Annotated in this window: 24 protein-coding genes and 2 pseudogenes; 16 read left to right on the plus strand and 10 right to left on the minus strand. The window is 63.5% G+C overall.

Annotation, left to right across the window (positions count from 1 at the left end; genetic code table 11):
* The 7 genes and pseudogenes from FCK22_RS13150 to FCK22_RS13175 all read left to right on the plus strand — a co-directional run.
* Positions 1 to 1,301: pseudogene (locus FCK22_RS13150) on the plus strand (acyl-CoA carboxylase subunit beta); the annotation flags it as partial.
* 105 nt (positions 1,302 to 1,406) lie between these two features.
* Positions 1,407 to 1,661, plus strand: coding sequence for a Rho termination factor (locus FCK22_RS13155; RefSeq protein WP_067261647.1), 255 nt, complete (start codon positions 1,407 to 1,409; stop codon positions 1,659 to 1,661).
* A gap of 110 nt (positions 1,662 to 1,771) precedes the next feature.
* Positions 1,772 to 2,059, plus strand: coding sequence for a DUF6497 family protein (locus FCK22_RS13160; RefSeq protein ID WP_136720481.1), 288 nt, complete (start codon positions 1,772 to 1,774; stop codon positions 2,057 to 2,059).
* Between the two features lie 214 nt (positions 2,060 to 2,273).
* A complete protein-coding gene (locus FCK22_RS18955) occupies positions 2,274 to 2,414 on the plus strand; it encodes a hypothetical protein (protein WP_168613065.1) in 141 nt (46 codons plus the stop codon).
* A gap of 81 nt (positions 2,415 to 2,495) precedes the next feature.
* On the plus strand, positions 2,496 to 2,843 hold the full coding sequence (locus tag FCK22_RS13165; RefSeq protein ID WP_067261657.1) for a hypothetical protein: 348 nt from the start codon (positions 2,496 to 2,498) through the stop codon (positions 2,841 to 2,843).
* A gap of 322 nt (positions 2,844 to 3,165) precedes the next feature.
* Positions 3,166 to 3,372 carry a hypothetical protein gene (locus tag FCK22_RS13170; RefSeq protein WP_067261646.1) on the plus strand — a complete coding sequence of 69 codons (207 nt, stop codon included), beginning with the start codon at positions 3,166 to 3,168 and terminating at the stop codon, positions 3,370 to 3,372.
* Between the two features lie 137 nt (positions 3,373 to 3,509).
* Positions 3,510 to 5,555 carry an acetyl/propionyl/methylcrotonyl-CoA carboxylase subunit alpha gene (locus tag FCK22_RS13175; protein ID WP_067261641.1) on the plus strand — a complete coding sequence of 682 codons (2,046 nt, stop codon included), beginning with the start codon at positions 3,510 to 3,512 and terminating at the stop codon, positions 5,553 to 5,555.
* 42 nt (positions 5,556 to 5,597) lie between these two features.
* Here FCK22_RS13175 and FCK22_RS13180 read toward each other — a convergent pair whose 3' ends face one another.
* Positions 5,598 to 6,053, minus strand: coding sequence for a DUF4174 domain-containing protein (locus tag FCK22_RS13180; protein WP_067261639.1), 456 nt, complete (start codon positions 6,051 to 6,053; stop codon positions 5,598 to 5,600).
* A 165-nt stretch (positions 6,054 to 6,218) separates the two neighbouring features.
* Between FCK22_RS13180 and scpA the strand changes: the two genes are divergently transcribed.
* The 5 genes from scpA to FCK22_RS13205 all read left to right on the plus strand — a co-directional run bounded on the left by scpA (position 6,219) and on the right by FCK22_RS13205 (position 11,058).
* Complete coding sequence (gene scpA / locus FCK22_RS13185) at positions 6,219 to 8,360, plus strand: methylmalonyl-CoA mutase (RefSeq protein WP_067261638.1); 2,142 nt, start codon at positions 6,219 to 6,221, stop codon at positions 8,358 to 8,360.
* Positions 8,360 to 8,881 carry a GNAT family N-acetyltransferase gene (locus FCK22_RS13190; RefSeq protein WP_067261636.1) on the plus strand — a complete coding sequence of 174 codons (522 nt, stop codon included), beginning with the start codon at positions 8,360 to 8,362 and terminating at the stop codon, positions 8,879 to 8,881. Before scpA ends, FCK22_RS13190 begins: the two co-directional genes overlap by 1 nt.
* Before the next feature lie 52 nt (positions 8,882 to 8,933).
* Positions 8,934 to 9,614, plus strand: a complete 681-nt coding sequence (locus tag FCK22_RS13195) for a molecular chaperone DjiA (RefSeq protein ID WP_067261634.1) — start codon at positions 8,934 to 8,936, stop codon at positions 9,612 to 9,614.
* Entirely contained in the window at positions 9,614 to 10,615 is a 1,002-nt protein-coding gene (locus FCK22_RS13200) for an endonuclease/exonuclease/phosphatase family protein (protein ID WP_136720482.1), read from the plus strand. The genes FCK22_RS13195 and FCK22_RS13200 overlap by 1 nt, the downstream gene beginning before the upstream one ends.
* A gap of 77 nt (positions 10,616 to 10,692) precedes the next feature.
* Complete coding sequence (locus FCK22_RS13205) at positions 10,693 to 11,058, plus strand: hypothetical protein (RefSeq protein ID WP_231886373.1); 366 nt, start codon at positions 10,693 to 10,695, stop codon at positions 11,056 to 11,058.
* Here the strand turns inward: FCK22_RS13205 and FCK22_RS13210 are convergent.
* From FCK22_RS13210 to FCK22_RS13225, 4 genes are all read right to left on the minus strand, one after another.
* Positions 11,055 to 12,638 (minus strand): Ppx/GppA family phosphatase, encoded by a 1,584-nt coding sequence (locus FCK22_RS13210; RefSeq protein WP_067265464.1) that lies wholly within the window; start codon positions 12,636 to 12,638, stop codon positions 11,055 to 11,057. The two genes, FCK22_RS13205 and FCK22_RS13210, sit on opposite strands and share 4 nt — an antisense overlap.
* An 82-nt stretch (positions 12,639 to 12,720) precedes the next feature.
* Positions 12,721 to 14,895: an RNA degradosome polyphosphate kinase gene (locus FCK22_RS13215; RefSeq protein WP_067265467.1), complete on the minus strand. Its 2,175-nt coding sequence runs from the start codon at positions 14,893 to 14,895 to the stop codon at positions 12,721 to 12,723.
* A 61-nt stretch (positions 14,896 to 14,956) separates the two neighbouring features.
* Positions 14,957 to 15,637: a DnaA/Hda family protein gene (locus FCK22_RS13220; protein WP_067265468.1), complete on the minus strand. Its 681-nt coding sequence runs from the start codon at positions 15,635 to 15,637 to the stop codon at positions 14,957 to 14,959.
* 1 nt (position 15,638) lies between these two features.
* Entirely contained in the window at positions 15,639 to 16,721 is a 1,083-nt protein-coding gene (locus FCK22_RS13225; RefSeq protein ID WP_067265471.1) for an AI-2E family transporter, read from the minus strand.
* A 201-nt stretch (positions 16,722 to 16,922) separates the two neighbouring features.
* On the opposite strand from FCK22_RS13225, the pseudogene proS reads away from it, so the two are divergent.
* From proS to FCK22_RS13245, 4 genes and pseudogenes are all read left to right on the plus strand, one after another.
* Positions 16,923 to 18,262 (plus strand): annotated as a pseudogene (gene proS / locus FCK22_RS13230) (proline--tRNA ligase).
* 8 nt (positions 18,263 to 18,270) lie between these two features.
* Positions 18,271 to 18,777 (plus strand): DUF2937 family protein, encoded by a 507-nt coding sequence (locus FCK22_RS13235; RefSeq protein ID WP_067265480.1) that lies wholly within the window; start codon positions 18,271 to 18,273, stop codon positions 18,775 to 18,777.
* A gap of 54 nt (positions 18,778 to 18,831) precedes the next feature.
* The gene (locus tag FCK22_RS13240) at positions 18,832 to 20,127 is read left to right on the plus strand and encodes a lipoprotein-releasing ABC transporter permease subunit (RefSeq protein ID WP_067265481.1); all 1,296 of its coding nucleotides are present in this window, start codon (positions 18,832 to 18,834) and stop codon (positions 20,125 to 20,127) included.
* A complete protein-coding gene (locus tag FCK22_RS13245; protein WP_136720483.1) occupies positions 20,120 to 20,803 on the plus strand; it encodes an ABC transporter ATP-binding protein in 684 nt (227 codons plus the stop codon). Before FCK22_RS13240 ends, FCK22_RS13245 begins: the two co-directional genes overlap by 8 nt.
* Before the next feature lies 1 nt (position 20,804).
* Here the strand turns inward: FCK22_RS13245 and FCK22_RS13250 are convergent, their stop codons facing one another.
* The 5 genes from FCK22_RS13250 to FCK22_RS13270 form a co-directional block, all read right to left on the minus strand.
* Positions 20,805 to 21,482, minus strand: a complete 678-nt coding sequence (locus tag FCK22_RS13250) for a hypothetical protein (protein WP_067263658.1) — start codon at positions 21,480 to 21,482, stop codon at positions 20,805 to 20,807.
* Positions 21,483 to 21,761: 279 nt separating this feature from the next.
* Positions 21,762 to 22,520: an HNH endonuclease signature motif containing protein gene (locus FCK22_RS13255; protein ID WP_136720484.1), complete on the minus strand. Its 759-nt coding sequence runs from the start codon at positions 22,518 to 22,520 to the stop codon at positions 21,762 to 21,764.
* A complete protein-coding gene (gene parE / locus FCK22_RS13260) occupies positions 22,517 to 24,472 on the minus strand; it encodes a DNA topoisomerase IV subunit B (protein WP_067263654.1) in 1,956 nt (651 codons plus the stop codon). The genes FCK22_RS13255 and parE overlap by 4 nt, the downstream gene beginning before the upstream one ends.
* 96 nt (positions 24,473 to 24,568) lie before the next feature.
* The gene (locus FCK22_RS13265; RefSeq protein WP_067263651.1) at positions 24,569 to 24,946 is read right to left on the minus strand and encodes a type II toxin-antitoxin system death-on-curing family toxin; all 378 of its coding nucleotides are present in this window, start codon (positions 24,944 to 24,946) and stop codon (positions 24,569 to 24,571) included.
* Positions 24,943 to 25,191: a hypothetical protein gene (locus FCK22_RS13270; protein WP_067263649.1), complete on the minus strand. Its 249-nt coding sequence runs from the start codon at positions 25,189 to 25,191 to the stop codon at positions 24,943 to 24,945. Before FCK22_RS13270 ends, FCK22_RS13265 begins: the two co-directional genes overlap by 4 nt.
* Positions 25,192 to 25,235: the final 44 nt, after the last annotated feature.

Consider the following 25,235-nt stretch of genomic DNA (forward strand, 5'->3'; position numbering starts at 1 on the left):
GGGCACGATTAACGGCCGCCTCGTCTATGTCTTTAGCCAGGATTTCACCGTCTTCGGCGGCTCGCTCTCGGAAACCCATGCTCAGAAAATCTGCAAGATCATGGATATGGCAGTGCAAAATGGCGCGCCGGTGATCGGCATCAACGATTCCGGCGGCGCGCGCATCCAAGAAGGCGTGGCAAGCCTTGCAGGCTATGCCGAGGTCTTCCAGCGCAACATCGAAGCTTCCGGCGTGATCCCCCAGATCAGCGTCATCATGGGCCCCTGCGCGGGCGGGGCGGTCTATTCGCCCGCGATGACCGACTTCATCTTCATGGTCAAAGACAGCTCCTATATGTTCGTCACCGGTCCGGACGTGGTGAAAACCGTCACCAACGAAGTCGTCACCGCCGAAGAGCTGGGCGGCGCCACGACCCACACGCGCAAATCCTCCGTCGCCGACGCGGCCTTCGAAAATGACGTGGAGGCATTGGCCGAGGTGCGCCGCCTCGTCGATCTGCTGCCCGCCAACAACCGCGAGAAACCGCCGGTCCGCCCCTTCTTCGACGATCCCAACCGGATCGAACCCTCGCTCGACACACTGGTGCCGTCGAACGCCAACACCCCCTATGACATGAAGGAATTGATCCTCAAACTGGCGGATGAGGGCGACTTTTACGAAATCCAAGAGGAATTCGCCAAGAACATCATCACCGGCTTCATCCGCCTTGAGGGGCGTACCGTCGGCGTGGTGGCCAACCAACCGATGGTGCTGGCCGGATGCCTCGACATCGACAGCTCGCGCAAAGCGGCGCGTTTCGTGCGTTTCTGCGACGCCTTCGAGATCCCGATCCTCACCCTGGTAGACGTGCCCGGCTTCCTGCCCGGCACCGGTCAGGAATTCGGCGGTGTCATCAAACACGGCGCGAAACTGCTCTTCGCCTATGGCGAGGCGACCGTGCCAATGGTCACCGTCATCACGCGCAAAGCCTACGGCGGCGCCTACGATGTGATGGCCTCGAAACACCTGCGCTCGGATTTCAACTACGCTTGGCCCACCGCCGAAGTTGCCGTGATGGGCGCCAAAGGCGCGACCGAGATCATTCACCGCAAGGATCTGAACGACCCCGAAAAGATCGCTAAACACACCAAGGATTACGAGGATCGTTTCGCCAATCCCTTCGTCGCCGCCGAACGTGGCTTCATCGACGAGGTGATCCAGCCGCGCTCTACCCGCAAACGGGTCGCCCGCGCCTTCGCCTCTCTGCGCAACAAAAAAAGTGCAGACCCCGTGGAAGAAACACGACAACATCCCGCTCTGAGCGCCATCATGCAGCTTCATCCTTTCTCAAATACCGATCCCACGAGGGCCGCGCGCGGAACCCTCGGCGGGCTGGGTGGTTTTCCTTACAAAGGAGGACCGGATCATGCCGAATTCATCCATCAAGGACGAAGAGACCTACAAGTCCCTGCGCGAGGATGGGGCGAGCAAGGAGAAAGCCGCCCGCATTGCCAATGCGCAGGCCAACGACAGCCAGCACCCCGGCAAGAAGGGGGGCAAACAGCCGCCCTACGAGGATTGGACCAAAGACGCTCTCTACGACCGGGCGCAAGAGCTCGGGATCGAAGGGCGCTCGGACATGGACAAGGAAACGCTGATCGACGCGCTGCGCAACCACTAGGCGCTCTTCTGCGTCGGGTCTGGCTGCCAGCCCTGCTGGCGGTCGGGCTTGCAGGCCCCGCGCGGGCCATTGATGTCCCCTCTGGGCAAACCGTTGATCTGCAAGAGGTCTTGGTCGAGGAGCTCGGCGGTGAGACTTGGCTTCGCTTCCGTTTTATCGCGCCGCAGATTGCCAAAGGGCCGGGGGCCATCGCCTATGACCGCGCCGCGCCGGATATGGAACATCTCTGCGCGGTCGTCGCACTTCCTTACATGACTGAACATGCGCTAGCGGGGCAGGTGATCGTCGTCTCCCTCGCTGACCGTCCGGTGGAATTCGGCGCGGCCGACCCCGAAGCGACCCAGTATTTCGAAGCTTTCCGGGCGCAGGATGACACCTGCATTTGGGAGGGTTTGTGATGCACAGGCAATATCTTGCAAGAATCCGCCGATCCTCGGATTGGAATGATGCTTTGGAGTCACAACGCGACCGATTGCACTTGCAACCGTATCCATTGCCATGTGAATCGCATATGATGCGGTCAAGGAATACCCACGTATCCCTTACCTCAGAACCCGGGCTTGGCCGGCGTGTTGTCGTGTCAGGTTCATTTAACGTTAATAGGAGATTTACATGTCCAAGAGCATCAAGTTGCTGGCAGCCATCGGTTTCGTTGCAGCGGTTTCGGCCTGCGCGCAGCAAGAAGAAGAGTATGTCGTGGTCGAGCCCGAGCCCATCTCGGTTGAGCCCGTCTACACCGGCAAGTACAAGTAATGCCGTTGCAGGGCAGGCGTTTGCGCCTGCCCTGATCCCAGCCACCCCTGCAACCGGGAGGGGTGTCTGATGCCCGCCTATATGCTAAAACACCGCGGGTTCCCCGGGCGTCTGCCCGGCACCGATTTTCAATTCACCATTCGCCGCCCGAACCCCAAAGGGGTCACGCCCATCACCCGGCGTGAGCGTCGCCCCGACCGCCGCGCCCCGGATCGCCGCGCCGATACCGCTTTTGTCAAAGCCCTTTGGGAAGCCTTTGGCGAACATCCGTTCGAGCGTGGCAATCTGGATGCGGGCCGCCTGTCTTGGCTCTTTGGCCGTGAGGTTCTGCCCGCGACCGATCCTTTCGACCCTGCCGATTACGAAGCGCTGCTGGTGCTCGACGTGGCCGCCGCCCGCGCCGCCTTTCCCGAAGCTTTTGAGGATTGATCGGCATGATGTCGCCGCGCCTTTCCGCCGTTCAGCACCGCTTTGCCGAAGCCCGGCCAAGCCGCGCGGTGTGCTTGGCGCAAAGGCGGGCTTGCGGCAGGCTTTATGCGTCTGGCGGCGCGTCCGTTATCCCGCGTGCCGCCGAGCCTGAAGACCATACCTCTTCCTCTATCGGGCAGCCGATCCGCGCCTGCGCTCTGCTGTCCGACTTTTCCACAGGGTGGTTTTCAGGTCACAGCGCAGCAGGCCGAAAATCTGGCCGGGAACTTGTGCAGCGCCACGGCGTTTGTCGGATAGTAGACAGCAGTGAAGGAGCAGGCACATGTCCATTCGTAACATCATCCTCGCGCTTGGCGCGACAGCCGGTCTGGCCGCATGCGGCGACAACATCGGCGAACAAGGTTTGGGCGGCGCAGCCGTCGGCGCAGGTGCGGCAGCCGTCACAGGCGGGTCGCTGGCGCAGGGCGCAGCCATCGGCGCTGCAGCCAACGTCGGTTACTGTCAGCTCAACCCCGGCAAATGTAACTGATCCAGCTACAATAGCCGCTTTGCCCGCCATCCGCGCGGGCAGGGCGGCCTCCCTTTCATCTTTACCCCTACAGGCACCCGCGCAGCCCCGGCTGACGCGGCTTTTTGCGTTGCCTGCATTCGTCAAAGGAACCGCTGATGTTTGACAAGATCCTCATTGCCAACCGAGGCGAAATCGCCTGCCGTGTGATCAAGACCGCCAAGAAAATGGGCCTGACCACCGTGGCGATATATTCCGATGCAGACGCGCAGGCGCTGCATGTGGAAATGGCGGATGAGGCCATTCACATCGGCCCGCCCCCGGCGAACCAGTCCTATATCGTCATCGACAAGGTGATGGAGGCGATCAAGCAATCGGGCGCGCAAGCGGTGCATCCGGGCTATGGTTTCTTGAGTGAAAACAGCAAGTTCGCCGAGGCGCTCGAGGCTGCGGGCGTGGCCTTCGTCGGCCCGCCCAAAGGGGCCATCGAGAAGATGGGCGACAAGATCACCTCCAAGAAGATCGCCAAGGAGGCCGGGGTCTCGACCGTGCCGGGTTACATGGGCCTCATCGAGGACGCCGAGGAGGCGGTGAAGATCTCCAATGACATCGGCTACCCGGTGATGCTCAAGGCCTCCGCTGGCGGCGGCGGCAAGGGCATGCGGATCGCTTGGAACGATGAGGAAGCGCGCGAGGGTTTCCAATCGTCCAAGAACGAGGCCGCGAACTCTTTTGGAGATGACCGGATCTTCATTGAGAAATTCGTGACCCAGCCGCGCCACATCGAGATTCAGGTGCTCTGCGATGCCCACGGCAACGGCGTCTATCTGGGCGAGCGTGAATGCTCGATCCAGCGCCGCAACCAGAAGGTGGTCGAAGAGGCCCCGAGCCCCTTCCTTGACGAAGCCACCCGTAAAGCGATGGGCGAACAGGCCGTCGCTCTGGCGCAGGCCGTGGGCTACACCAGCGCGGGCACCGTGGAATTCATCGTCGACGGCGACAAGAATTTCTACTTCCTTGAGATGAACACCCGCCTTCAGGTGGAACACCCGGTGACGGAGTTGATTACCGGCGTCGATCTGGTGGAGCAGATGATCCGCGTGGCCAACGGCGAAAAGCTGTCGATCACCCAAGACGACGTGACTCTGACCGGCTGGGCCATCGAAAACCGGCTTTACGCCGAAGACCCCTACCGCGGCTTCCTGCCGTCCATCGGCCGTCTGACCCGCTATCGCCCGCCGCAGGAGGTGGCCGCGGGGCCGCTTCTGGAGCAGGGCACATGGCAGGGTGACGCGCCCGCGGGCGACATGGCCGTGCGCAACGACACCGGCGTCTACGAGGGCGGCGAGATCTCGATGTATTACGACCCGATGATCGCCAAGCTCTGCACATGGGCGCCGACGCGCGCCGAGGCGATCGAGAAGATGCGCGTGGCGCTCGACAGTTTCGAGGTCGAGGGCATCGGGCACAACCTGCCGTTCCTTTCCGCCGTGATGGATCACCCCAAGTTCGTCTCGGGCGAGATGACCACCGCCTTCATCGCCGAGGAATATCCCGATGGGTTCGAAGGGGTGTCCCTGCCGGAGAGCGAGCTCCGCCGCATCGCCGCCGCCTGTGCCGCCATGCACCGCGTTGGCGAAATCCGCCGCGCCCGCGTTTCGGGCCGGATGGACAACCACGAGCGCAAAGTCGGCAGCGACTGGAACGTGAAGCTTCAGGGTGAGAACTTTGATGTGGTCACCAAGGCCGATCCCGAAGGGGCGACGGTGGCTTTCTCTGACGGCAGCGAAATGCGTGTGAGCGGCGATTGGACCCCGGGGGACCAACTGGCCGAGATGACCGTCGATGGCGCGCCTTTGGTGCTGAAGGTCGGCAAAATCTCAGGCGGCTTCCGGATCCGCACCCGCGGTGCGGATCTGAAGGTCCATGTCCGCACGCCGCGTCAGGCGGAACTGGCGGCCCTGATGCCCGAGAAACTGCCGCCCGATACCTCCAAGATGTTGCTCTGCCCGATGCCGGGTCTGGTGGTGAAACTCGACGTCGAAGTTGGCGACGAGGTTCAGGAGGGTCAAGCGCTCTGCACCATCGAGGCGATGAAGATGGAAAACATCCTGCGCGCCGAGAAGAAGGGCGTCGTCAGCAAGGTCAACGCAGGTGCGGGCGACAGCCTTGCGGTGGACGATGTGATCATGGAGTTCGAATAGGGTGCGACGCGCGGGCGATCAGGGCGGGCAGGGCGCGGGGCATCAGCGGTTGACGCCGCGCTCCTTCGCCTCTCTGATTTCTCGCTGCCTCAGCGGCATCTTGTCGATGCTACGAGTGATCTCGCGCACGTCCCAAGGGAAGGGTTTGCGCAGCTCGATCTGGCCTTCCTTGTCGACCAGCACCAGCATGAAACCACGCGGGCGCATCCGCATCCGCAGCGGGCTCTGCGCGGCGGGGTCGGTATCGGTCAGCACGACGACATCGCGCAGGCGCAACTCATCCTCGCGCTCGCGGAGGTATTCCATCTGCGCGACGAAGGCGGGGTCATTCTCGGAATTGGCAAAGACCAGTACGGGCCGTTTGGTCCATTGGAAGGTGCTGAGATCGGCCATATCGGCAGGCAGGAACAACGGATCCTCCACCGGGGCATCGGCCCCTTGGGCCATGGCCGCCGTGGTCATCAATCCTGCAAAAACTAGTGAGATCAAACGTTTCATCAAGGCTCCTGTCCCCTCAAATATAGGGGGCCTGTGCCAGTTTGCGAAGGGCAAAGCGCCGCAGGGGGTATTTATCCCCCTAGGGGCGCGGCCTTTGACAATTCAGCCGCCACAGTTGCGCAGGCCGATGCCTGCCGCCGGGCGCTAAGGGAGAAGGACAAGCATATGACATCCGACCAAAAGGACGCGAAGGCGCGTTGGCAGGAACTGGCTACCGGCGAATTGCGTGGGCGCAGCCTTGACGATCTGACGTGGAAGACGCTGGAGGGGATCGACGTCCAGCCGCTCTACACCGCCGAGGATGTGGACGGGCTTGAGCATCTCGGCAGCATCCCCGGCGAGGCGCCCTTTACACGCGGCGTGAAGGCGACGATGTATGCGGGCCGCCCTTGGACGATCCGGCAATATGCGGGTTTCTCTACGGCGGAGGAATCCAACGCCTTCTACCGCCGCGCGCTTGCTGCCGGGCAGCAGGGTGTTTCGGTGGCCTTCGATCTGGCGACGCACCGCGGCTATGACAGTGACCATCCCCGCGTGGAGGGCGATGTCGGCAAGGCGGGCGTGGCCATCGACTCGGTCGAGGACATGAAGATCCTCTTCGATGGCATCCCGCTTGATCAGGTGTCGGTCTCCATGACGATGAACGGCGCGGTGATACCGATCCTCGCCAATTTCATCGTCGCGGGCGAAGAGCAGGGCCATGACCGGGCCAAGCTCTCGGGGACGATCCAGAACGACATCCTCAAGGAATTCATGGTGCGCAACACCTATGTCTACCCGCCGGAGCCGTCGATGCGGATCATCGGGGACATCATCGAATATACTTCGGACCACATGCCCAAGTTCAACTCGATCTCGATCTCGGGCTATCACATGCAGGAGGCGGGGGCGAACCTCGTGCAGGAACTGGCCTTCACCATCGCCGACGGGCGCGAATATGTGCGCACGGCGATTGCGGCAGGGATGGACGTCGACCGCTTCGCGCCGCGTCTGTCGTTCTTCTTCGCCATCGGCATGAACTTCTTCATGGAGGCCGCCAAGCTGCGCGCCGCGCGGCTGCTCTGGTCGCGGGTGATGGAGGAGTTCGAGCCTAAGAACCCCAAGTCCTCAATGCTGCGCACCCATTGCCAGACCTCCGGCGTCAGCTTGGCCGAGCAGGACCCTTACAACAACGTGGTCCGCACGGCCTACGAGGCGCTTTCGGCGGTCTTGGGCGGCACCCAGTCGCTGCACACCAATTCGCTGGATGAGGCCATCGGCCTGCCCACCGACCATTCGGCGCGCATCGCCCGGAACACCCAGCTGATTTTGCAAGAAGAGACCGGAATCACCAATGTCGTCGATCCGCTGGCGGGCAGCTACTACGTCGAGAAGCTGACCGCCGATCTGGCCGAAGCGGCGTGGAAGCTGATCGAGGAGGTCGAGGAGATGGGCGGCATGACCAAGGCCGTGGCCTCGGGCATGCCTAAGCTCAGGATCGAGGAAGCCGCGGCTCAGCGTCAGGCGGGCATCGACCGCGGCACCGAGGTGATCGTGGGCGTCAACAAGTACCGCCGCGACAAGGAAGAGCCGATCGACATTCTCGACGTCGACAACGTCAAGGTGCGCGCAGGACAGGTGGCGCGTCTGGAGCGCATCCGCGCCGAGCGCGACGAAGAGGCCGGCACCGCCGCCTTGGCGGAACTGACACGGCGGGCGGCCGAGGGCGGCAACCTGCTCGACGCCGCGGTCGAGGCCGCGCGCGCACGCGCCACAGTGGGGGAAATCAGCATGGCGATGGAAAAGGAATTCGGAAGGCACCGGGCCGAGGTCAAGACGCTCTCAGGCGTTTACGGCGCGGCCTACGAGGGCGACGCGGGCTTTGCCGACATCCAGAAGTCGGTGGATGAGTTCGCCGAGGCCGAGGGCCGCCGCCCGCGCATGCTGGTGGTCAAGATGGGTCAGGACGGCCACGACCGCGGTGCCAAGGTGATCGCCACCGCCTTTGCCGACATCGGCTTTGACGTGGACGTGGGCCCGCTGTTCCAGACGCCCGCGGAGGCAGCGCAGGATGCGGTGGACAACGACGTGCATGTCATCGGCATCTCGAGCCAAGCGGCGGGGCACAAGACGCTGGCGCCGCAGCTCATTCAGGCGCTGAAGGATGCGGGCGCAGAGGATATCCTCGTGATCTGCGGCGGGGTGATCCCGCAGCAGGACTACAAGTTCCTGCAAGACGCGGGCGTGAAGGCGATCTTTGGGCCCGGCACCAATATCCCAACCGCCGCGCAGGACATCCTGAAGCTGATCCGCGAGACGCGGAAGTGATGCAAGACGACGGAAGCGCCGCCCTGAGGGGCGGCGTGATCCGCCGCGCCGGGGCGCAGGATGCCGCCGCCGTGGCGGCGCTCTGGAACGGTATGATCCGCGACAGCCTGTCGACCTTCACCACCGAGGAAAAGACGCCAGAGGAGATCGCAGCGCTGATCGCCGCCCGGGCCAATGCCTTTTGGGTGGCCGAAGGGGAGGGCGCGGTGCTGGGCTTTGTCACCTATGGCAGCTTTCGCGGCGGGCCGGGCTATGCCGCGACGGTGGAGCATAGCATCGTTCTGTCCGAGGCGGCGCAGGGGCAGGGGCTGGGCCGCGACCTGATGACACAGGCCATAGAGGCGGCAGCGGCGCAGGGCCGTCACACCATGGTCGCCGCGATCAGCAGCGCTAATCCCGGCGCTGTGACGTTCCATGAAAAACTGGGCTTTGCGCAGGTCGGGCGGATGCCCGAGGTGGGGCGCAAACATGGGCGATGGCTCGATCTGATCTTGATGCAGAAAACGCTGACTGCATCCTGACTTCCCCGATGCCAGCGGTTAAGCTGGGGGCCGAATACCAAAGGGTCAGCCCATGTCGATCTGGACGCGCATCTCCGAAGCTCTGTCAGCCCTCACCGCGGGCGAAGGGCTGTCGGCTGTCTTTGACCGGCTACGCAGCCCGCCCGAGCGCTCGGTCGCCTTTACCATCGCGGTGATCGCGCTTGGCGCCAAAATGGCCAAGGCCGATGGGCTGGTGACCCGCGATGAGGTGACTGCCTTTCGCGAAGTGTTCCAGATTGCCGAGGCGGATCAGGAAGGGGCGGCGCGGGTCTTTAACCTCGCCCGCCAAGACGTGACCGGTTTCGAGGATTACGCCCGCCGCATCGCGCGGATGTTCAGTGACCAGCCCCAGACCCTGCATGACCTGATGGAGGGGCTGTTTCACATCGCGATGGCCGATGGCATCTACCACCCCAACGAAAACGCCTTTCTTGAGGATGTGGCCGCGATTTTCGGCATGGATGAAGAGGCTTTCGCCTCGCTCAAAGCGCGTTTCGTGCCCGATAGCTCGCCCCTGCCGCGCACGGTTCTGGGCATCGGCCCCAATGCGACGTTGGAAGAGGCCCGCCGCGCGTGGCGGCGGCTGGTGCGCGAGAACCATCCCGACGCGCTGGTGGCGCGGGGCTTGCCGCAAGAGGCGATCAAGATGGCCGAGAAGCGCATGATCGACATCAACCGCGCATGGGAAACGCTCTCGGGCAAACACGCTTGATGCGCATCGCGACCTACAATGTTGAGTGGTTCGCGAGCCTTTTTGACAATGACAACCGGCTTTACGACGATGACGCTTGGGCCGGGCGGCATGGGGTGACCCGTGCGCAGCAGACGGCGGCTTTGGGCCAAGTGTTCAACGCGCTGGGTGCCGATGCGGTCATGGTGATCGAAGCGCCGAACCACGGGCGGCGGCAATCCACCGTGGCGGCGCTTGAGCATTTTGCCGCGCGGTTTTCCCTGCGCACGCGGGCCGCCGTCATGGGGTTTTCCAACGATACCGAGCAAGAGATTGCGCTGCTCTATGATCCCGACAAGCTCAGCGCCCGCCATGTGCCGCAGGGTGCCGCCGATGCCCCGCGCTTTGACCAGACGCTGCGGATCGACCTTGACGTGGATGCGACGGAAGACGCGGTGGTCTTTTCCAAACCGCCCTTGGAGTTGGAGGTCACCACGAAGGCCGGTTTCGCCTTTCAGATGATCGGCGCGCATCTCAAATCCAAAGCGCCCCATGGGGCTAAGTCCGAGGCCGATGTGCTGCGCATCGCCATCGCCAACCGACGCAAACAATTGGCACAGGCGATCTGGCTCAGGCGGCGGATCGACATGCATTTGGCGGCGGAACGGCCCGTGATGGTCTTGGGCGATCTGAACGACGGGCCGGGGCTGGATGAATTCGAAAGCCTGTTTGGCCGGTCCTCGGTCGAGATCGTGCTGGGGCAGGGGGCGGCGGCGCTGTTCGACCCTCATGCCAAACAGGCGCTCAGCCGCCGTTTGGGGGCCGCGCCGACCAGCGCGCGTTTCTGGATCGCGCCGGAGGAACGCTATCTTCAGGCGCTGCTTGACTACATCATGGTCAGCCCGCAGATCGCCGCCCCTGCGGCCCGCTGGCGGATCTGGCACCCGATGGATGATCCGGCCTGCTGGCAAAATCTCGCCCTGCGTGACGCGCTGCTGGCCGCCTCGGATCACTTCCCCGTCACGCTGGATGTCGATCTTTAGGCGGGGGGCTGCCAGCGGCGTGGCGTAAGACTGGACATGCGCGCGGCGCCGCCTACCTCAATCCCATGACACGCTTTATGCCCCTTATCGCCCTTTGTACGGTGCTGCCCCTCGCAGCCCATGCGCAGGAAGAATCCGAAGAACGCGGCCTCGGCTTGATGGAGCGCGGCGCGCAGATGTTCATGGACGGGATCATGGATGAGATGGGCCCGGTCATGGAGAGGTTTGAAGGGGTTACCGAGGCCATGCGCCCCGCGCTGCGTGACTTCGCGCGGGAGATGGGGCCGAAGCTTACGGAGCTCTTGGACGAGGTCGAGGATTGGAGCGCCTATCAAGCGCCCGAGATGCAGCCCAACGGCGATATCATCATCCGCCGCAAGCCCGATCACCCGATGGTCCCGCCAGAGACTCCAACCGAACCCGCGCCGCAGATCGAGCTTTAACGCGCGGCGCGTTTGCCGGTCCGAACATGCACCTCTGCCTCAAGCGATTTGGCGAGTGAGTTCAGCCGCGCCTCTGCGACCTCGCCGAAAAGCGGCACCATGTCGGGGGTGAGCCAGAGTTCCAATTGCTTCTTCTTGGGGAACCAGCGCAATTCGCCGCGCTGTTCGCCCTTGTCCATCCAGAGCATCGCGCCAAAGCGCATGGCCTTGCCAAGGATTTCGGCCTCCAACCGGGTCTTCTCATCGACCATTTCATAGAGGTCTTCGAAACGGGTGTTCTCACGCTTGTTGGAATAGCGGTGCAGCAGGGCCAGCCCGAGGTAGATGCGTTCGGCGTGTTTCAGCCCGCCGAGATTGGCGCGGGTGGCATTGTCGAAACAGGTCTCGGCCCGGTAGTCGGGATGCGCGCGCCAACTGACATCATGCAACAGGCAGGCCGCTTTGACCAAACGCCTGCGGGCGTGGGGGGCAGAGCGGTAGAGCGGCAGGATGAAGTTATAGAGCACCTTGCCGAAACCGGGCATCCGCGCGTCCTTCGCCTCGGCGAAATAGCAGGCTTCGATCAGCGGATCCCGGTCGCGCAGGCGCTGCGGCATCTGCTCATAAAGCATGCCTTCGCGGATACCGTAGCTGGAGATGGCGATGTCCTTGGGCCGAAAAGTCTTGACCAGACGGCTGAGCACCTCGGCGGCGTAGGGCACCAGCGACATCCGGCTGGAGGAGACGCCGCAGGCATTGCGCAATTCCTCAAGGTCGGAAGTTTGGATGAATTTCACTGTTTCGCGAACCGAGGTCACGGTCATGCGGTATTCATGCAGCACATGCAGCGGATAGCCCCGGCGGTACATGTCGATCCGCGCGATTGCCCGCCATGAGCCGCCCACGAGGAACAGCCGGTCGCGCTGGCTGCCCATTTTTTCCTGAAGCCCGGTGATGACCTCTTTGATATGCGCGTGCCGCCCTTTGGCGCCGCCCTTGAGGTCGCGCAGCTTGAGCGGGCCAAGCTGGGAGGTGACCCGCCGCCCGACGCGCCCGCCCGAGATTTCGGCAAGCTCCATCGAAGAGCCGCCGATGTCGCAGACAAGGCCGTAAGCGCCGGGCCAGCCCAAAAGCACCCCTTGCGCCGAGAGCCGCGCCTCTTCCTCGCCGTCGATCACCCAGATGCGCAACCCGGTTTCGCGCAGCACATCGGCGCAGAAGGCGCGGCCGTCGCTGGCATCGCGCACCGCCGCCGTGGCGACGACGGTAAGCTCCGACAGGCCCATGCCATCGGCCAATTTGCTGAACCGTCGCAGTGCCGAGAGGGCGCGGGCGCGCCCTTCGGGGGACAGATGCCCGGTCTCGGCCATGCCCGCGCCCAAGGCGCACATGATCTTTTCGTTGTAGAAATAGGCCGGAGAGCGCGCTGCACCGTCAAAGACCACCAGCCGGACGGAGTTCGACCCCACATCCACCACGCCCACGCGGGCCAGCGCCCGCGCGCCCGGATCCTGAAACAAGGGTTTTCCGAAAAGGCCCAGTTCCGCCACACCCGTCTCAGGGACGGGGGCGGCTCGGGAAGGGTCGGTCTGGTCTGCCATCAATGCTCCTGCGGGCCATCCGTTTCACTGGATAATTGGCGCAGGGGGGCGGTGAGGTCAATTGCCAAAGGGCGCTTGCCGGTCAATCCTCGGTATGGGTCAGCTTGGGCACATCCGAGGCCCCGGCGCTGCCCCGGCCCGAGAGCGAGGGGTTTTCCATGAAAAAGCGGTGGCAGTTGAAGGCGAAAGTGCCTTCGGGGATCGCCGGGCGGGTGAATTTACCATCCGGCCCCATGACCCAGCTTTGCGCCACGTCAGCCAGATTGGCCGCCATGATCTGGCTGGTGATCTGCGCCTTGACGGTGGGGTTTTCGATCTCGACCAACGTCTCAACCCGGCGGTTGAGGTTGCGGCCCATCCAGTCGGCCGAAGACATGAAGACCCGTGCCTTTTTATGCGGCAGCCCGTGCCCGTTGCCGAAACAGACGATGCGGCTGTGCTCCAAAAAGCGCCCGATGATGGATTTGACGCGGATGTTGTCCGACAGCCCCTTCACCCCGGGGCGCAGCCCGCAGATGCCGCGAATGACGAGGCTGATTTCCACCCCGGCTTGGCTCGCGTCATACAGCGCGTCGATCACCTCGGCGTCGATCAACGCGTTCATCTTGGCCCAGATCACAGCGGGGCGTCCGGCGCGGGCATGTTCGGCCTCGGCGCGGATCATCTCAAGCAAGCGCGGCTTCAGCGTTGTGGGGGAGATGGCGAGATTTTCCAACTGCTCTGGCGGGGCGTAGCCCGACAGGAAATTGAAAACTTTCGTCGCATCGCGCCCAAGGCTCGAATCGCAGGTGAAGAGCGACAGGTCCGTATAAATCCGCGCGGTGATCGGGTGGTAATTGCCGGTGCCGTAGTGGGTATAGGTCACCAATTGGTCACCCTCGCGGCGCACCACGGTCGAGATCTTGGCGTGGGTCTTGAGGTCGAGAAAACCGTAGACCACATGCGCGCCCGCCCGCTCCAGCCGGCGCGATTGGCGGATGTTGGCAGCCTCATCAAAGCGGGCCTTCAGCTCGACCAGCGCGGTGACCGATTTGCCATCCTCCGCCGCTTCGCAAAGCGCGCTAACGATGGGGCTGTCGCGCGAGGTGCGGTAGAGCGTCTGCTTGATCGCCACCACATCCGGGTCGCGGGCCGCTTGGGCAAGGAAACGCACCACCATGTCGAAGGTCTCGTAAGGGTGGTGCAGCAGCATGTCTTTCTGCCGGATCGCCGCGAACATATCGCCGTCATGGTCGCTGACCCGCTCAGGCACGCGGGGGGTAAACTGCGGCCAGAGCAGGTCAGGCCGGGCATCGGTCACCAGTTTTGACAGGTCAGCGATGCCCAACATGCCGTCGATCTCGATCACGTCTTGGGGGCGCACGCAAAGTTCGCGCATGACGACGGATTTCAGCTTTTCCGGCGCGCCTGCGGAATGGGTCAGGCGCACGACCTCGCCCCGGCGGCGGCGTTTCAGCGCGACTTCGAATTCCCGCACGAGGTCTTCGGCCTCATCCTCCACCTCAAGATCGCTGTCGCGCAGCACGCGAAATTCAAAATGCGCCTTGAGTTTGTAGCCCGGAAAGAGGTTGGGGATATTGATGATCAGCAGATCTTCAAGCGGCAGATAGCGCAGGCAGCCATCGGGGGCGGGCAGGGGCACGAAACGGTCGATCTGCGCCGGGATCGGCAGCAGCGCCTGTAGCGGGCGTTTGTCGCGGGTCCGCTCCAGTTGCAGCGCCAGCGCGTAGCCGGTGTTGGGAATGAAGGGGAAGGGGTGCGCGGGGTCGATCGCCAACGGCGAGAGCACGGCGAAGACTTGGTTGAGGAAGACCCCTTCGAGATGTTTGTAATCGGCCTCGGTCAGGTCGGCGGTGCGCTCCAGCATGATGTTCTGCGCGTCCATCTCGGCCATGAGGTCGACCAGCACGCGTTGCTGGGACATCATCAGATTGCGCGCGTCTTCGTTGATCAACACCAGTTGCTCGCCGGGGCTCAGCCCATCGGCGGCGGCGGTGGTGTTGCCCGCCTGCGCAAGCTCGCGCAGGCCCGCCACGCGCACGGTATAGAATTCGTCCAGATTGGTTGCGGAGATCGACAGGAAGCGCAGCCGCTCTAACAGCGGCACGCGCGGGTTCTCGGCCTCTTCCAGCACCCGCCAGTTGAAGTCGAGCCAGCTCAGCTCACGGTTAAAGAACCGGCCCGGCCCGGCGGTGTCGAGATCGGGCAGATCGGTGGCGGGCGGAAAGGGCGCTTGCAGGAAATCGGCTTGGGTCATGCGGGCCTCATGACATTGGAATGTAACGGGTTTGCGAAGGCTTGCGTTAATTATTCCAGTATCACGCGCGAGGCGGGGCGATGTCCAGCACCTGCGCGGCCAGTGCGCGGGTCAGGGGGCGCTTCTGCGCAAGGCTGGCGGCATCCAGCCGGTCGACCAGCGCGATGGCGGCGGCGAAAGAGCGGTCCATCCGCGTCATGAGGTAGTTGATCAGCTCCGGCTTGGGCGTCAATTGCCGGTCGGCCAGCAGTTTGACCAGCAGGGCCGAGAGCAGCGCATCGTCGGGCGCCTCCATCTCGACCATCGTGGCGCCGCGCATCCGGCTGACCAGATCGGGCAGCGTGAGGCCCCAATGCGCCACCGGCCCGGTGCCGGTGAGCAGCAGCGCCTGACCTTCGGCCAGCACGAGGTTGTGCAGATGGAACAGCGCCGTTTGCGCCGCCGCGTCCCCGGCGATCAGATGCACATCCTCCACCGCCACGGGGCCACGGGCAAGGGCGGGAATATCGGCCTCCAGCAGGTTCGCCGCACTGATGATCCGCGCGCCGGAAAGGTCCGCCCAAACATGCGTCAGATGCGTCTTGCCCGAGCCTTGCGGCCCGGTCAGCGCCAGCTTGCCGCCTGCCCAACCGCGCCATCCGTCGATCATCGCCATGGCCATGGCGTTGGAGGGGGCGACAAAGAAAGCGTCGCGGCCCAGAGCCGTTCGGCTGGGCAGGTTCAACCCGAGTTGGTGGGCCATGTTAGCGGATGTCCTCGTCGACGGTCGTTTCAGGCTCGCGGCCTTTGTAGAGCACGCTTTCGCGGTAGCGCGCCGTGGCGAAACGCGCGATCACCCCGATGGCGGCGGCCACGGGCACCGCGACCAGCAGACCCACGAAGCCGAAGAGCGTGCCGAAGACCGACAGCGCCAGCAGCAGCCAGACCGGGTGCAGGCCGACCGAATTGCCGACGAGCTTTGGTGTCAGCAAATTGCCCTCGACCACTTGGCCCAGCACGAAGATCCCCGCGACGAGACCGATGGAGAGCCAATCCCCCCAGAATTGGAACAGCGCCAGACCGATCGCCAGCGCCCCGCCGATCAACGCGCCGAGGTAGGGGATGAAGGTGACCAGCCCCGCGACAAAGCCGACGACGAGGCCGAATTGCAGCCCCACCAGCATCAGCGCCACGGCGTAATAGGTGCCAAGGATCAGGCAGACCGTGCCCATGCCGCGCACGAAAGAGGCCAACGTCGCGTCAATCTCGCGCGCCAATTGGCGAATCGTAGGGGCATGGTCGCGCGGCAGCAGCCGGTCGATGGCGGCGACCATACGGTCCCAATCGAGCAGCAGGTAAACCGCGACCACGGGGACGATGACGAACAAGAGCAATACGTTGATCAGCGAGGCAAAGGAGGCCAGCGCGGTTTGCAGCAATTGCCCCCCGCGTTCCTGAATGGTGGTGCCCAGCGTCGTCAGCGAGGTGCGCAGGGTCGAATCGTCATCCAAGAGAGAGGGGAAACGGTCGGTGATGAAATCGGTGAAATTACGGGTCAGCTTGGGCGCGGTCTCGATCAAGTTCACGGTCTGATTGACCAGCGTCGGGATCACCAAAAGCGCCATCAGCACGAAGACCAAAAGCGCCACCACGGTGATGACGGCGGTGGCCATCGTACGGCTGAGCCCCAAACGCTCCAACCGGTCGGCCACGGGGTCGAGGAAATAGGCAATCGCCCCGCCCAGCAGGAAGGGCAGCATCACATCGCCGATGAACCACAGCGCCACCATGAACACCGCTGCCGCGATGCCCCAGTACTTCAATTGGTCTCTGATTGGCAGGGCCATGGCGATCTCCGGCAGGGAATGCCATCACATCGCCCATGTGGCGTTTCGTTTCAAGCCTTGGCTGCGGGTGACGCGCGCGTCAGGGGCGCGGAACGGGCAAGTGGTGGAACTGGCCCAGCGGGCCGCCAGACCTCAGCGATGTGATTGTCTCGCCCTTTGACATGCACTAGTCAGGGGGCAATGCGTCAATGAGGAAACACCATGCGTCTGTCCCAATATTTTCTACCCGTGCTGAAGGAAAACCCTGCCGAGGCGCAGATCGTCAGCCACCGGTTGATGCTGCGGGCGGGGATGATCAAGCAATCCAGCGCGGGGATCTATTCTTGGCTGCCGCTGGGCTACAAGGTGCTGCGCAAGGTCGAAGAGATCGTGCACCAAGAGCAGCAGCGCGTGGGCCATATCCCGATGCTGATGCCGACGCTGCAATCGGCGGACCTGTGGAAGGAATCGGGCCGCTATGACGCCTATGGCCCCGAGATGCTGCGCATCCGCGACCGGCAGGACCGCGACATGCTTTATGGCCCCACCAACGAGGAGATGATCACCGACATCTTCCGCAGCCATGTCGGCTCTTACAAAGACCTGCCGCTGACGCTCTACCACATCCAGTGGAAGTTCCGTGACGAGATCCGCCCGCGTTTCGGCGTGATGCGGGGGCGTGAGTTCCTGATGAAGGACGGCTACAACTTCGACCTCACCAAAGAAGACGCGTTGCACGCCTATAACCGCCATCTGGTCAGCTACCTGCGCACCTATGAGCGGATGGGCCTTCAAGCGATCCCGATGCGCGCCGACTCTGGCCCCATCGGCGGCGATGACACGCATGAGTTCCTCGTGCTGGCCGAAACGGGCGAGTCGGAGGTTTTCTATGACAGCGAGATCACCGATCTGACCTTTGGTGACCGCGAGATCGACCCAAATGATCACGACGCCTGCCGCGCGGTGCTCGAAGAGTTCACCTCGCGCTACGCCCGCACGGATGAGACCCACGACCCGGAGGTATTTGCCAAGGTACCGGAAGAGCGCCAGCGCAGCGCCCGCGGCATCGAAGTGGGGCAAATCTTCTATTTCGGCACCAAATATTCCGACGCGATGAACGCCAAGGTGCAAGGCCCCGACGGCAAACAGGTGCCGGTGCATATGGGCAGCCACGGCATCGGCGTCAGCCGCCTGCTGGGCGCGATCATCGAAGCCAGCCATGATGACAAGGGCATCATCTGGCCCGAGGGGGTGACGCCTTTCCACGCGGGGATCGTGAACCTTAAACAGGGCGATGCGGAGGCCGACGCCGCCTGTGACGCACTTTACAACAGCCTCAAGGCGCTGGGCCTCGATCCGCTTTATGACGACCGCAAAGGCGGGGCGGGGATGAAGTTCGCCACGATGGACCTCATCGGTCTGCCATGGCGCATCACCGTCGGCCGCGCGGGCTGAAGAACGGCGTGGTCGAACTTACCAGCCGCCGCACGGGCGAGAGCGAGGAACTGCCGCCCGAACAGGCGGTTGAGAAGATCGCCAAGATCTACGCCGGTATCGTCTGAGGGCCGCGATGATCCTGCGGACGCTGACATTGGCCGGTGGGATCGTAAGCGCAGGCATTGCCGCACAAGGCCCGGGGTTCACCCGGGCCTATGTGTTTCAACTGGAGGCGGCGGAGCAGCGCCTCGCCAAAGTCGTGGCGGATTTCGATGCCGCCGCGCAGGCCGCAGGGCTGAACCGGGAAGGCGCCGTGGCGCGGCTGCGTGGATCGGCGCTGCTGGAACGCCGGGGCTTGGACATGCGCCGCAACATCGAACGGCAAGGGTGGCTTGAGGCCGCATTGCCACGGCTCCAGTCAGCGGGCCCGTTCCTGCGCTGCTATCTGCTATGGCGCAGCCCGGATGCCGAAGCTTTGCGCGCCGCCCTGCGCGGCTTTGCCCCCACCGCCCCGCGCAGCCGGGTCGAATGGCTCTTCGCCGGTTTGGGGTTCACCGCGGGGGCCAGTCTCACCGGCCTGCTGCTGTGGCTGCCCACATGGCCCGCGCGCTTCCGCCGCCGCCGGGCATTGCGTTCTTGACCCTGCTGGGGCAAAGCCTCAGGTTGCGCGCACCTCAGACCGGAGCCTTCCCGCATGGCCAGCAAACCCACACGCACCGCCCCATTCGCGGCCTTTGAATGGATGATCGCTTGGCGCTACCTGCGCGCCCGCCGCGCCGAAGGGGGCGTCAGCGTCATGACGTGGATCAGCCTCATCGGCATCACGCTGGCGGTCTTCGCGCTGATCGCCACGCTCTCGGTGCGCTCAGGGTTTCGCGCCGAGTTCGTCGACACGATCCTCGGGGCCAATGCCCATGTCACCGTCTACACGATGGGGGAGGTGCTGCCCAACGGCCAGATCGACCGCACCATCGACGATTACGAGGCCATGGCCGAGCGGGTGGCAACCGTCGAAGGCGTGACCCGTGTCGCCCCGCTGGTGCGGCAACAGGTCATGGCCAACCGCCGCCAGTCGAACGCAGGCGTCGAGGTCTTCGGCATCGCTTCGGATGATTTGATGACCATCCCCGGCATCCAGCCTTCGGAGCGTTCTTTCGGTGACATCACGCGTTTTGAAGAGGGCATGGCCATCGGCAGCGGCGTGGCGCAGTCCTTGGGCGTGCAGGTCGGCGATAGCGTCAAGCTGATCTCGCCCAATGGGGTCAAGACGGCCTTTGGCACCAGCCCGCGGGTCAATGCCTATGAGGTGGTCTATATCTTCTCTGCCGGGCGCTACGACATTGATAAAACTCGGGTTTACCTGCCGATCACCGAGGCGCAGAGCTTTTTCAACCGCGAGGGCGTGGCCGATGAGCTGGAGGTCATGGTCGAGGACCCGGAAGGGGTGGATGCCATGGCGCCCGCGCTGATGCAGGCGGCGGGTGAGCGCGCGCAGGTCTGGACGTGGCGCGACGCCTCAAGCTCCTTCCTCTCGGCGCTCGATATCGAGGACCGGGTGATGTTCGTGATCCTCAGCGTTCTGGTGCTGATCGCGGCGATGAACATCGTCTCGGGGCTGATCATGCTGGTCAAGAACAAGGGCCGCGACATCGGCATTCTGCGCACCATGGGGCTGAGCGAGGGCTCGGTGCTGCGGGTCTTCTTCATCTGCGGGGCCTTCACAGGCATCATCGGCACCATTGCGGGCGTGGTGCTGGGGGTGCTGTTTGCCACTTACGTCGACCAGATCTTCGGCTTCGTGAACTACCTCAGCGGTGGCAATGCCTGGGACGCTTCGATCCGCGGCATTTATTTCTTGCCCGCGAAACTGCAATTGGGCGATGTACTCTCAGCCGTGGCGCTGTCGCTTGGCCTGTCCTTTGTCGTCACGATCTTTCCCGCCCGCCGCGCGGCGCGGATGAACCCGGTGGAGGCCCTGCGCTATGAATGATCCCGTCCTGCGCCTGAGCGCCATTTCCAAGGCCTACAACCCCGGTGCGCCGAATGAGGTGCAGGTGCTGCGCGGCATCGACCTTGCCGTCGCCCCCGGCGAGGTGGTGGCGCTGGTCGCACCCTCCGGGGCCGGCAAGTCGACGCTGCTGCATATCGCGGGGCTTCTGGACACCGCCGACAGCGGCACGGTGGAGATCGCGGGCGATGACCTTACCGGCCAGAGCGACCGCCGCCGCACAGCCGTGCGCCGCGCCGACGTGGGCTTCATCTACCAGTTCCACCACCTGCTGCCCGAGTTCACAGCGCTGGAAAACATCGTGCTGCCGCAGCTTGCCAATGGCGTGGCGCGCAAGACGGCCGAGGCGCGGGGGCGGGAGCTTCTGACGCAGGTGGGCATCGCCGAGCGCGCCGACCACCGCCCCGCCGCCATGTCGGGCGGCGAGCAGCAGCGGGTGGCCTTCTGTCGCGCGCTGGCCAATGAGCCGCGCCTGCTGCTGGCAGACGAGCCCACGGGCAACCTCGACCCCTCGACCTCGGATCAGGTCTTTGCCGCGCTGATGGCGCTGGTGCGCGGCACCGGGCTTTCGGCGGTGATCGCCACGCATAATCTCGAACTGGCGGCCCGGATGGACCGTCAAATTCGGCTCGACGCGGGGCAGTTGGTGCCGGTCTGACTCAGCCGCAGATGTTTTCTAACTCGACCCCGTCCCAGGGCAGGCCCACGTCATAGGAGCGGCTTTGGGGCAGGGGGGCCACGGGCATGACCTCCGACAGCATAGCGTGCAGCCGCTTGGTGCGCGGCGCCTGCGGATCAAGCGCGCGGCAGCAGACGAATTCCTCCACGACCGAGCCTTGTTGCTCATAGCCGAAATCGAGGAACCGCGGCTTGGTATCCACGTCGAAGAGGTAGGGGTCCGGGCTGGTGAACTGCTCGGAGGCCGCACGCAGGGGCGTGTAGCCGGTGAGGTCGCGGTTCTGCCATTGCCAGACATGGGTGATCTCATGCGCCAGCAGCATGGCGGCGATCAGCCCGATGCGGTCGGGGTGATCGGGCAGGTAGTCCTCAAGGTACCAATCCTTGTCGAACAGCACATGGTTGAAGAGCGCCACGGCGGCGGGTTTCGAGGTGACGGTCTCGCCCACCTGCGGCGGCAGGATACGCTCGCGGCAGGTGGTGCGCGGGCGGGGTTTGCGGCGGAAGGTGACAGCGCGGGTGGGGGCGCCGTCATGCAGGCGCACGCGGTCGTAATCGACCGAGGCGCCGTGAATGGTGGCGAGATAGGCGCGTTCGTTGTCCGTCAGCGGTCGACCGCAGGCGGCGAGGAGGAGGCAGAGGAGAAGCGCGCGGATCATGGGATGAGTTAGGCGCGGGGGAGGCTGCGGATCAAGGGGGAAGTTTGGACAACCGCGAAACATTAGGGCCGCGCCCGACCTCGGGCCGAAGGGCTACTTGGAAAAGGTCCAGTGGACCTTTTCAGCCCGGAGGGCGGCGCAAGCCGCGGGGTGCACGCATGTGCGCCCTCCCCGTGGGGGAGGGTGAAGACCGTCTCGCAAACTCTCTGGGGGAGAGTTTGAGGTCTGAACGGGCGGAGCCCCGGACAGGCGCGGCCCGGGACGGGGTCCCGGGCGGGGCTAGAGCGCCCTAGGCATATACCAAGCTCGTGGAGACCGCATTGCGTAGTTTGGACGGAAAACACGCCCGTCTGGACCTATGGCTAATGCTGTATGGCAATTTCGCATTCGGACGTTCTTGAAGGTTCCGCCACCCATGCGGTTTTGTGCTTCAGATAGCGAAACTAGGTTTCCTCCTAAATTCAGCTCTCCGTCGATTTCCACCTCATCCCCTCGGAAGTCGATTGTTAAGAATACGTTCCCTTTTGCGCGGCGGAACTTAACCCAATTTGTCTTAAACTCGATGTCCCAGAACTGCCCGATGCTAGCGGCCATAACGTTTTGCTTTATTTCGACCTCAGGCCAAAATTCTTCATCAGGAATAAAGACGTTCAGTCTGAACTCTCCGTCTATCTGTCGATATCCGATAATCGAGTTTCCCCCGTAGTCTATTGCTGTGACGCAATCTTCTACGATCATTGAGCCTAACCTAAGAACTCTCTGTTCTCGATTCCCGCCGAGGTACCCACTTATCTTTCCGTTGCGAATATTGATTGGATTGGCTTTGGCTGAGTAGGACTTAGCTTTGGGAAGTTTTCCATACTCCGAGTGATGACTCGGGCAAAGGGCAACCATATGTTCTGGTTTGAAGTGCTTTTCTTCACGCCATTCAATAATATGATGGTATTCAATAATTGGACAGCCGCAGACGGCGCACCCAAATCCAGCTTCTTGACGAAGTTGGCGTGCGATCGCGGCAGGTGGCGTTCTACCCCTCAAACATCCAACTCCTCCACAAACTGCGCGTTCTGCTGAATATAAGCGAACCGCATCTCCGGCTTCTTCCCCATCAGCCGCTCGACCAGATCCCCGGTCTCGCCCGGCACGTCTTCGTCCACGGTCACGCGGATGAGCTTACGGGTCTCGGGGTCCATCGTGGTCTCTTTGAGGTCCTTCGCGTCCATCTCGCCCAGACCCTTGAAGCGGCTGACGTCGATCTTGCCCCTGCCGCCGAGGCCCTTCTCCAGCCACAGGTTCTTCTCGGCTTCGTCTAGGCAATAGACCCGCTTGGCGCCTTGGGTGAGGCGGAAGAGTGGCGGGCAGGCGAGGTAGAGGTGCCCTGCGTCAATCAGCGGGCGCATCTGGGTGAAGAAGAAGGTCATCAGAAGCGAGGCGATATGCGCGCCGTCGACGTCGGCGTCGGTCATGATGATGATCTTGTCGTAGCGCAGATCGTCGAGGTTGAACTTCGTGCCCATGCCAACGCCGAGCGCCTCGCAGAGGTCGTTGATCTCGGCATTGGTCGACAGCTTGCTCGAGGCCGCGCCCAGTACGTTGAGGATCTTGCCCTTAAGCGGCAGCAGCGCCTGTTTCTCGCGGTTGCGCGCGCCCTTGCCGGAGCCGCCGGCGCTGTCGCCCTCGACGATGAAAAGCTCCGTGCCCTCGCGCGATTTGCTGGTGCAATCGGTCAGCTTGCCGGGCAGCCGCAGCTTCTTGGTGGCGGATTTGCGGGCGGTCTCTTTCTCTTGCTTGCGGCGCATCCGCTCCTCGGCGCGCAGCACGAGGAAGTCGAGGATCGCGCCCGCGGATTTCGTGTCCGCCGCCAGCCAGTTGTCGAAATGGTCGCGCACGGCGTTTTCGACCAATCGCTGCGCCTCGGTGGTGGCGAGACGGTCCTTGGTCTGGCCCACGAATTCCGGCTCGCGGATGAAGCAGGAGACCAGCGCGCAGCCCCCGGTGATCAGGTCGTCGCGGGTGATGTCCTTGGCCTTGCGGTTGTTGGCCAACTCGCCATAGGCCCGGATGCCTTTCAGGATTGCGGCCCAGAAGCCGCTTTCGTGTGTGCCGCCCTCGGGCGTGGGGACGGTGTTACAGTAAGACTGGATGAAACCGTCGCGCGCCGGCGTCCAGTTGATCGCCCATTCGACCTTGCCCGGCACGCCGAAGCGTTCCTGAAAATCGACCGTCCCGGCAAAGGGGTTCTCGGCGTAGGTCGTGGCCTTGCCCAGCGTCTCGCGCAGGTAGTCGGCGAGGCCACCGGGGAAGTGGAAGGTCGCCTCCATCGGGGTGTCGCCGTCCTCGATCTCGGACTTCCAGCGGATCTCGACGCCAGAGAAGAGATAGGCCTTGGAGCGGACCATCTTGAGCAGACGCGCGGGCTTGAAGCGATGCGCGCCGAAAATCTGTTCGTCGGCGTGGAAAGTGACGGTGGTGCCGCGCCGGTTGGGCGCCGCGCCGATCTTCTCCACCGGGCCCTGCGGGATGCCGCGCGAGAACCGCTGCTCGAAAAGCTCGCGGTTGCGCGCGACCTGAACCACCATGGAATCCGACAGCGCGTTCACGACCGAGGCGCCCACGCCGTGCAGACCGCCCGAGGTCTGATAAGCCTTGCCCGAGAACTTACCGCCCGCGTGCAACGTGCAGAGGATCACCTCAAGTGCGGATTTGTCTGGGAACTTCGGGTGCGGGTCGATCGGAATGCCGCGGCCGTTGTCGCGGATGGTGACCGAATAATCGGCGTTCAGCTCCACCTCGATGCGGTTGGCATGGCCCGCGACCGCCTCGTCCATCGAGTTGTCGAGCACTTCGGCTACCATGTGGTGCAGCGCGCGTTCATCGGTGCCGCCGATATACATGCCGGGGCGTTTGCGGACGGGCTCCAGCCCCTCCAGCACTTCGATGGAGGAGGCATCGTATTCGGTGGGTTCCTGGCCGGAAAGAAGGTCGGTCATGCGGGCCTGCTCTTTGTTTGTGGGTGGGGGCCATTTTGACAGCCCCGCGCGCCGGGGGCAATCGCGGGTTTGTCTTGGGCTGCTGTTTTGCCCCGGTCAGCCAGCTTTGGCGCGCAGCCAGTCGGCAAGGGTCTCTTCGTCGATGCGGCCTTGGGCCACTTCGCGGATCAGATCGCCTGCCTCGATGGTTTCGTGGTCGATCCGGATGCCATTGAGGTGAAGACAGACGATCATGGTCTTATAGGCGGTGCGTTTGTTCGCATCATTGAAGACATGACCGGTGGCCACGGCGACGCAATAGGCGGCGGCAAGATCGAAGGTATCCGAAATCATCCCGTAAACCAGCCTGTTGTCCACGCGGCCCAGTGCCCCATCGAGCGATTTATCCAGCGCCCGACCCGCGAGTTCACCGGGGTTCAAGACGGCATCGTGAATCGTTTCGACAAGCTCGGCGTTCAGCAAAACATGGGTCATTTGTCTTTGAGGTAGTCGAGCACGGGCTGGGTTTGCTCACGGGTGGCGGCAATGCTCTCCATCACCTCATCCAGCGTGGCCACGCGCGGCTCTTCTTGCAACGTCGCCTCGGCGGGCACGAAATAGCCCACGCAGCGCGAGTTCTTCATCACCGCCACGGGCTTGCCGCCCGAGCGTTCCAATACCTTATGCGGCTCGCGCATTTCGGTCATGGTGGCGATGTGGTTGGTGTGAATGCGGGTCATGGCGCGGCTCCTGAATGCATATCCTAATATACATTATTTCGCCC

Origin of the sequence: Sulfitobacter sp. 15WGC (genome assembly GCF_005068605.1) — a bacterium.
GTDB classification, from domain to species: domain Bacteria; phylum Pseudomonadota; class Alphaproteobacteria; order Rhodobacterales; family Rhodobacteraceae; genus Sulfitobacter; species Sulfitobacter faviae.